This window comes from Streptacidiphilus jeojiense (genome assembly GCF_000719095.1).
Lineage (GTDB): Bacteria > Actinomycetota > Actinomycetes > Streptomycetales > Streptomycetaceae > Streptacidiphilus > Streptacidiphilus jeojiensis.
On record NZ_JOEH01000087.1, the window covers coordinates 1 to 1,101 of the forward strand.

General features: G+C 71.5%; 2 protein-coding genes and 1 pseudogene. All 3 read left to right on the top strand.

The annotated features are described in order from the left end of the window. Positions 1-160, top strand: a pseudogene (locus tag IF29_RS0141120) (roadblock/LC7 domain-containing protein); the annotation flags it as partial. A gap of 76 nt (positions 161-236) precedes the next feature. Beyond that, on the top strand, positions 237-689 hold the full coding sequence (locus IF29_RS0141125; protein ID WP_030267691.1) for a DUF742 domain-containing protein: 453 nt from the start codon (positions 237-239) through the stop codon (positions 687-689). Continuing rightward, on the top strand, positions 670-1,101 hold a 432-nt coding region (locus IF29_RS0141130), incomplete at its 3' end, for a GTP-binding protein (protein WP_084715571.1). The genes IF29_RS0141125 and IF29_RS0141130, both read left to right, overlap by 20 nt.

The following is a 1,101-nucleotide window of genomic DNA, read 5'->3' on the forward strand; positions in this document are numbered from 1 at the left end:
CATCATGGCCGTCTCCGACGGATCCTCCCTCGCCGTCCTCGCCTCCCCCGACAGCGACATCGGCCTGGTCGGCTACGAGATGGCCCTCCTCGTCGACCGCACCGGTGACGTGCTGACCCCGGCACTCCGGACGGAGCTCCAAGGCAGCCTGCTCCACTGAGGCCTGACGGCACACCCTCGCACCATCACCACGCCGCGGAGAGGCACGACGGACCGCTGCAGCTCAAGGAGGACAGATGACCCCGCCCCAAGGCTCCACCGGTCCGTACGGCAGTAGTGCGTACGGCGGCGGCTCGTACGGCGGCCAGCAGGGACCGCACGGCTCGCAGCCGCCCCAGGGCGGCGCCAGGCAGCCACTCGTGCGCCCGTACGCCATGACCGGCGGACGGACCCGGCCGCGCTACCAGCTCGCCATCGAGGCGCTGATCTCCACCACGGCCCAGGCCGACCGGGCGGGCACGCTGCTGCCCGAGCACGCCCGGATCGTCCAGCTGTGCCGCGAGGTCAAGTCGGTCGCGGAGGTCAGCGCGCTGGTCCCGATGCCGCTGGGCGTGGCCCGCATCCTCGTCGCCGACCTGGCCGAAGCCGGCCTGGTCGCCATCCACCAACCGGCCGCCGCCTCCGATTCGGGCGGCACCCCGGACGTCACACTGCTCGAAAGGGTGCTCAGTGGACTTCGCAAGCTCTAGGCCCGCGGCGCCCTTCGCGCCGGCCCCACCCGCCCCGCACCGGGCCACCACCTCGGCGAAGATCGTCGTGGCCGGCGGCTTCGGGGTGGGCAAGACGACCCTGGTCGGTGCGGTCTCGGAGATCAACCCGCTGCGCACCGAAGCGGTCATGACCAGCGCCTCCGCCGGCATCGACGACCTGACCCACGTCAGTGGGAAGACCACCACCACGGTCGCCATGGACTTCGGCCGCATCACCCTGGACGAGGACCTGATCCTCTACCTCTTCGGCACCCCCGGCCAGGACCGCTTCTGGTTCATGTGGGACGACCTCGTCCGCGGCGCCATCGGCGCCGTCGTCCTGGTCGACACCCGCCGCCTCGCCGACTGCTTCCCCGCCATCGACTACTTCGAAAACAGCGGACTCCCCTTC